The sequence below is a fragment of the Roseibium sp. RKSG952 genome, from assembly GCF_009711355.1.
In genome coordinates, this window is record NZ_SMMF01000735.1 from 1 (window position 1) to 6,068 (window position 6,068).

Consider the following 6,068-nt stretch of genomic DNA (forward strand, 5'->3'; position numbering starts at 1 on the left):
CGGAGGGTATGAGACTACACGCCGGAGGGTTATAACTACAAATTGACAGACTACATAAGGAGTTATAATTGTAGCTCATGCGAGAAATTACTGTGCCTTCATCTGCAATAGCGCTTCGCGCCGAACAGCCTCTAACCCCTGCCATGGTTGCTACTGTTTGGGAGATTGCAGCAGCCTTGGATGAGCAGCGCGTACCATCAACCGTGCAAGATGCTGTTTGGCTAGACGTCCCAACAAAACGCTTGCGAGGAGAAGGTGCTAGAGCAGACAATGTTTGGCTACGTGAATGTCTCGACCGCCTGACCGGCATTAAGCTTTCAGGAGAGCACAGAGGAGACCCTTGGGGAGCAGTCGTTCTAGCAGAATGGCGTATTCTTGAAGGAGGCAGCTTAGCGCGGCTTTTGCTTCCCCCAGCAGGCGTGCATGCTCTACGAGCTCCCAGTAAACTTTACGAAGATTGAGGCTCATGCGGCTCATCGTCTGACCGGCCATGGACGACAACTCTATGCAATTCTCGCGGACAAAAAACGGCTTGGCAGACCGTACTGGATCTTCACTCTTGAAGAAATTCGCGCGCTCATGGGAGTTGGCGCCCATAAATCTTATGATCGGTGGAATAATTTCCGAGCACGTGTGCTCGATCCGGCGATTGCAGCTATCAACGACTACGGCACTGTTTCAGTTCAAATGACCCCCGAGAAACGTGGGCGTTCGGTGTACGCTGTCCGTTTCGACTGGGAGTGGAAAGATCCTTATTCAGTGACACAAACCGCCCAAGAAAATGACCGTCACAGCCGAGCACGTCGAAAAAAACAAGTCTCTGATGATGCTCCGCCAATGATTGAGGACAAGCTCGAAACAACCTTAGTTATCGATTGGTGGAATGCTCTAACCGAAGAAGAACGTAATTTTTGGGCCGATAAAGTGGGTCAAATACTAACCGTAGGAACTAAGAATTATACGCGTCCTGAACGGGAGATTGCGCGTATAGCATATAAGAAAGCCACACAGCCGAATAATTAAAAATTTAAATGAAAGAAAAACCCCTATTTAAAGGGTATTAATTTAGCTTCCTTCTAGGAAACTACAACGAAAACGTCTCTAACTCTTCCCCCGCAGACAGCGCAAACGCTTCTCGACTTCGCCCGAGGGCAGGAAGACAGCATCATCCTTCTGCCAGATTTCCAAGGCTGAAATCAAAAGCTCGATCTCACAAGCTTCGGCCGCATACAACTGATCAATAATCCAGAGAACTCCATGAACACGCACGGTGCGTGCCGTCGCCACCTTCCGAAGAAGGTTGTCGCCGGTCAGGAGGATTCCGTTCTCATGACAAGTTGTCGTCACAAGGGCAAAACAATCATTAGCTGACAAGCGGCTATGCTCCCGCTTGAGCGCCAAGACCTGCGCAACCTCCTCGCTCGGGAGGTCGTAGGTATCAAGGCCACCATCTTCTAGCATTCGCCAATCTTGCCCACTGAAGTTGGGCAGTTCCTTTTCACGGATAGGGAGAGGTACGATGAACCGATAGGGAAGACACTGCAGAACATGTAGCAACTCCCCCTTTTTCAAGTCGATCAAACAAGATGCATCATTAACAACAACACAGGTCAATGGTCGCGTGGCCCCCTAATATCACGTTCGACAACGCTCAAAGGGAGACCGAGCATCTGTGATGCACGAACAGGCGAAATCATCTCTTCGCCAAGCGCCCGCCAAACGAGGCGTTCGAAGCGCTGTGGTTTTTCGAAAGCCGCAAAACCTTCATCTGCTCCGATAGGCTGTGGTTCTTCATATCTCCACCTGCGCGCATAAGTTTTAAATCCATATTCAACAGAGCTTTTCGACAGGATCCCCACCTGCCCTAACCGCACAAGCATCGCAGCAGCCGAAACGCCGTAATTGCGTTTGAGACGCATAATTTCGATCCAAGTCATACCGTGCCGATTTCGACCGGTTTCCGCTTCCAAATGCTCTCTTGGCATAAGGAACGCCCCGGCGAATCTGTTCATCGCCGGCTCTTTCTTTAGCCCCCCTTCAGCGGTCGCGGTAATGACCCTGTGAGCGAGCTCATGAGCGAGATTGAAACGTTTACGTTCGACGTTGGTGTGCCGTGAAACGACGATAACTTCAGTTGACGCGCTTTCAACCCGTTCAACATGACAGGCCAGCCCATTGATCCTTTCTGGGAGATCAGCCTCGATAACCTTGAGCCCGTTGTCTTCGAGCAGGGCGGTCATACTCGGAATGGGGTCGATCCCGAGCTTCCAGGCTTTTCTCACTTCTCGTGCTTTTGCGTCGATAGCCTCTTCATTGGCAACCTGATCCACACGTAAACCCTTAAAAGGATCTTCGTCTGGATGCAGACCAATGATGTCCTCAATGGCGAGATAGTCTTCGAGTTTTTCTATAACGAGTGCTTCCGCCATCGCACGTTCTTGAGCGGATGCGGTCGAATTCTTTCGCCATTCGATGCTTTCCAGAGCTTCGACTTGACCACCTAGCAAGAAGTCAAGCGATACGCCGAGGGCCTTTCCGAGGCCGACTAGAACCGCCGAGGACGGCATCATCTTGTCTGCCTCGTATTTGCTGATGGCTTGTGCCGATACGCTTGGGGTCACGTGGTTAGCGAGAGCTTGCATGGATAGCCCAGCCCGCTTGCGGGCCAGTCTCAGCCTTTGTCCAAACATGGTTCCACCCGACGGTTGATGTGTTGGTTGATAAACGATATTTTATACCTTATAATTAAACACATGGTTGGCAAATGATCAACTAAAATTTACGTAAGGAAATGAAATGTCTAATAAAAATCAACATGTTATTCCACATAAAGAAGGTTGGGCCGTTAAAGGCTCAGGGAACTCTCGTTCGTCCTCCGTCCACAGCACGCAACGCGAGGCCATCGCAGCCGCACGCCAAACTGCCATTCGTCAGGGCAGTGAAATGCTAATCCATGGCGAAAACGGTCGTATTCGCGAGCGTAACACTTATGGCAATGATCCCTTCCCTCCGAAGGGCTAACGTGAAAGGAACCATCCAATGGCTAATATCAAAATGAAGTTCAATGGCCGCAACATCACCTCATCTGCCCAGCTTCAACGTGAACTAACCCGCAGTATGGAAAAACAAGTTGAAGACAGCCTCAAGAAAGCAGCCGGTCCGGGCGTGCGGATGAAGAAAACTCGCGACGGTTACACCTTCGAAGGCTCGCCCGAGCAGATTGAACGCATGACCAAGCGACTACGCTGACATGACCTCTGAAGTCGCATATTGCGCCTTCACCTACTCCCCAACTGGATCGTTCAGTCAGGCTGGCGATCATGAACTCCAGTCGCTAAACCGCCGCATGTAGCGGGAGACGGGAGTCATTTTTAATCTAATTGGCCCCATCGAAAGGTTTGTTCGTAAAACCACGCTAACGGGCCATGGCGCTCAACCTCGTTATCGCCGCAATCACGTTCTGGAACACGATCGCTGAACATCAGGTCAGCCAGAGACTGGGGAACCTGATAATGTTCGCTGAACGTTCCTCCTTAGCGTGGTTTTACGAACAAACCTTCCGATGGGGCTGGTTTGGCGAGGTTTTTAAAAAAACTAATTATAATTATCTACTATATGAGTGATTCTTTTATATAATTTTGGCATATCTCTTTTGTAGTACCTTTTAAAAAAACGGCTAATGTCATCTAAATCATGGCCACTTACAATTAATCCAAGAACTGCTTCATCTAATAATAACTGAACTAGTTCATTTGGGTTAACACCTAATTCAAGAAGCTTTACGCGAGCGTCAGCTATTATTTGTGATGCATCATTTAACTTCGTTTTGTCTTCCATTTTCATTACCTATAGATGGTTTTTGTTAGAAGCCTATTTCAGGATCGTTTGATTGCTGATTGACTTTCAGGGCTCGTATTTGCGTTTTTTCAGTTTCATACCTCTTCCGTAACTGCCAAGCCTCCTCCCGTGCTAGGTCACGATCCTTGACGAGGCGGTTGGTTTTGGGCCTCTTGGGCCCAAGAGGGCATAGCGTTAGGTTCAACGGGTGACATTCGTGTCACCGGCTGTTCGGCTTCTCCCGGCCGAACAGCCGACGTAACAATCCTGTATTCTCCACCGAGCTCTTGGGCTCCGGCAAAAGGGCCGTTGCTTGCTGCCGCCACCTGTCCCTGTCTTCCTTGACTTCGGCAAGCTGTTCGTCCCGATCACTCAACCGTTGCTCTGCAACTTCAAGCCTCAGCTCCAGTTCCTTGATTTTCAGAGCTGTTTCCACCGTGTTCGATGGTGTTCGCTTTTGTTCATTTTCAACACTTGAAGGTGTTCGCACCGGATAAACCCGATGCAACTCGGCTGGATCGATCTGATAGGTTCCATTCTCCGATTTAACGGCGGATATCCGGCCATTTTTGATCGCCTTGGAAAGGGTTGCCTTCGACTTTCCAACCGCCTTTGCAGCCTCCCCCAGGGTGTACATCTGCCGTTTCCTTTTGTTCAGTTTTCGCGAAAGCGAACAGTTTACCTGTTCGCTTTCGAATTCAAGGCGGTCAATTGTGTCTGCCCTTTATCGCGCCAGTCCTTTTCCCGCCACCTCTGCGCTCTGGCTACATGGATGTAGCCAGAGCGCAGAGGTGGCTAATTCATTGAATTAAATATAAAATCAGAGTTAAATGCAATGCTATACGCAAGGATCTAGCGCATTATGACAAAATCAACCGTGGCGCCCGGGTTCGACGCCGAAGGTGCCCTGCAACGGGTTCGGGAAAAACGAGAGTTGAGCAAACGGCGCCGGTGGCGACCCAGCAAAGTTGCCCGCTACCGTGCGGAACTTGTTGCCATGCGGAAGGCAGGAGCCAGCTACAACGACCTGGCCGTGTGGTTACACATGCAACATCGTCTGCGCGTCAGTGCCACCACAATCATGCGATACCTCGCCAGCTTGCCGGGAGAACACAGCCATGAGGGGTAGTTATCGTAGCCCGGAAAAACAGGCCGCCACGCTTATCGCCAAAATGACATCACTCGGCTCCAGCCGACATGGTACGCTCAAACCGGAAGGCATCACGAGCGTAGGAACCCTTCGCAGCTATCAGCAGAGTCTCACGCAGTTTGCTGTCTGGCGCAAAGAGCAGGGTGCAATTGACAACCTGAAGAAAGCTTCTCCGGAGCAAATCCGAGAGTACCTGCAACACCGTGCCGAGAAAGTCTGCCAGAAAACCCTGGACCGGGATCGCCAAGCATTATCGGCAGTGTTTCGTGTGTCTCTTGAACGGAAGGATTTCAAGGCCAGACAAGAGATCAAGCCCGATGCCCTTTCTGTGTCCTCACGCGCCTATACCAAGGCGCAAGTCGAGGCAATCGCGGCCCGTCAAACCACCCACCACGGACTGGCTACCCTGATTGCTCATGCGGCAGGTCTCCGGGCTCATGAATTGCACACACTCAGACCCGCAGCGGAGAGAGGGCCTTCAACACATCGGGATTGGTCTGCCAACCTTCATGCCGGCCGACAGGGAATTCCATACACGGTTGAAGGGAAAGGGGGACTTGTTCGAACCGTTCTGCTCCCTACCGAATTGGCAAAACGGCTTGAAACATACCGTCTGAGTGCACCCAAAACTGTTGTCGATCGAGGTGTCAGATATCAAAGCTATTATGCCATTCCAGGCGGCAAGGCGTGGAGTGATCGTTTCTCAAGGATGAGCAGCATTGTTCTTGGTTGGTCTACGGGTGCTCACGGAGTGCGTCACTCTTACGCCCAGGACCGCATTGAAGAACTTCAGTCCCGCGGCTTTAACTACGAAGTCGCAAAAGGTCTTGTGGCTCAAGAAGTGGGGCATTTTGATGCCAACACAACGACAGCGTATTTGCGTTAAGCATGCAAATCATTTAGATCTAAACTTATAGATGAACCTGCGGGTTTGTTTTGACAGAGGTGGCTGGCCTCTTAAAAGAAGTAGCTGACAAGCCCGAGCGGGCACACAAAAAGCCGCGTGCGGCATACCACCAACCGCCTTGCGCGGAGTTTCACTGCTTTAGCAAGCAGGCACAAACAGCCCTCTGGGGCTCAC

The 6,068-nt window shown here is 50.8% G+C and carries 9 protein-coding genes; 5 read left to right on the forward strand and 4 right to left on the reverse strand.

The genetic code is table 11. The features are described 5' to 3' along the window. The first annotated feature begins 423 nt into the window (after positions 1-423). Complete coding sequence (locus tag E1297_RS05080; RefSeq protein WP_244327642.1) at positions 424-1,023, forward strand: replication initiation protein; 600 nt, start codon at positions 424-426, stop codon at positions 1,021-1,023. Positions 1,024-1,101: 78 nt separating this feature from the next. On the opposite strand, the gene E1297_RS05085 is transcribed toward E1297_RS05080, so the two are convergent. Then, positions 1,102-1,581 (reverse strand): type II toxin-antitoxin system VapC family toxin, encoded by a 480-nt coding sequence (locus tag E1297_RS05085; RefSeq protein ID WP_244327643.1) that lies wholly within the window; start codon positions 1,579-1,581, stop codon positions 1,102-1,104. 29 nt (positions 1,582-1,610) lie between these two features. Then, positions 1,611-2,690 (reverse strand): ImmA/IrrE family metallo-endopeptidase, encoded by a 1,080-nt coding sequence (locus tag E1297_RS05090; protein ID WP_155134758.1) that lies wholly within the window; start codon positions 2,688-2,690, stop codon positions 1,611-1,613. Between the two features lie 106 nt (positions 2,691-2,796). Between E1297_RS05090 and E1297_RS05095 the strand changes: the two genes are divergently transcribed. After that, entirely contained in the window at positions 2,797-3,021 is a 225-nt protein-coding gene (locus tag E1297_RS05095) for a DUF2188 domain-containing protein (RefSeq protein WP_155134762.1), read from the forward strand. An 18-nt stretch (positions 3,022-3,039) separates the two neighbouring features. Beyond that, positions 3,040-3,249 carry a hypothetical protein gene (locus tag E1297_RS05100; protein ID WP_155134765.1) on the forward strand — a complete coding sequence of 70 codons (210 nt, stop codon included), beginning with the start codon at positions 3,040-3,042 and terminating at the stop codon, positions 3,247-3,249. A 345-nt stretch (positions 3,250-3,594) separates the two neighbouring features. Here E1297_RS05100 and E1297_RS05105 read toward each other — a convergent pair whose 3' ends face one another. Next, positions 3,595-3,837: a hypothetical protein gene (locus E1297_RS05105; protein WP_155134770.1), complete on the reverse strand. Its 243-nt coding sequence runs from the start codon at positions 3,835-3,837 to the stop codon at positions 3,595-3,597. A 220-nt stretch (positions 3,838-4,057) separates the two neighbouring features. Further along, positions 4,058-4,474: a DNA-binding protein gene (locus E1297_RS05110; RefSeq protein ID WP_155134773.1), complete on the reverse strand. Its 417-nt coding sequence runs from the start codon at positions 4,472-4,474 to the stop codon at positions 4,058-4,060. Positions 4,475-4,699: 225 nt separating this feature from the next. Between E1297_RS05110 and E1297_RS05115 the strand changes: the two genes are divergently transcribed. Both E1297_RS05115 and E1297_RS05120 read left to right on the forward strand, forming a co-directional pair. Next, positions 4,700-4,966, forward strand: coding sequence for a hypothetical protein (locus E1297_RS05115; protein WP_155134777.1), 267 nt, complete (start codon positions 4,700-4,702; stop codon positions 4,964-4,966). After that, a complete protein-coding gene (locus E1297_RS05120) occupies positions 4,956-5,873 on the forward strand; it encodes a site-specific integrase (protein ID WP_155134779.1) in 918 nt (305 codons plus the stop codon). Before E1297_RS05115 ends, E1297_RS05120 begins: the two co-directional genes overlap by 11 nt. Positions 5,874-6,068 lie beyond the last annotated feature (195 nt).

Coding starts and splice junctions, on each gene's coding strand:
- E1297_RS05080 (WP_244327642.1), top strand. CDS start 424: ATGCTCTACGAGCTCCCAGTAAACTTTACGAAGATTGAGGCTCATGCG.
- E1297_RS05090 (WP_155134758.1), bottom strand. CDS start 2,690: ATGTTTGGACAAAGGCTGAGACTGGCCCGCAAGCGGGCTGGGCTATCC.
- E1297_RS05095 (WP_155134762.1), top strand. CDS start 2,797: ATGTCTAATAAAAATCAACATGTTATTCCACATAAAGAAGGTTGGGCC.
- E1297_RS05100 (WP_155134765.1), top strand. CDS start 3,040: ATGGCTAATATCAAAATGAAGTTCAATGGCCGCAACATCACCTCATCT.
- E1297_RS05105 (WP_155134770.1), bottom strand. CDS start 3,837: ATGGAAGACAAAACGAAGTTAAATGATGCATCACAAATAATAGCTGAC.
- E1297_RS05110 (WP_155134773.1), bottom strand. CDS start 4,474: ATGTACACCCTGGGGGAGGCTGCAAAGGCGGTTGGAAAGTCGAAGGCA.
- E1297_RS05115 (WP_155134777.1), top strand. CDS start 4,700: ATGACAAAATCAACCGTGGCGCCCGGGTTCGACGCCGAAGGTGCCCTG.
- E1297_RS05120 (WP_155134779.1), top strand. CDS start 4,956: ATGAGGGGTAGTTATCGTAGCCCGGAAAAACAGGCCGCCACGCTTATC.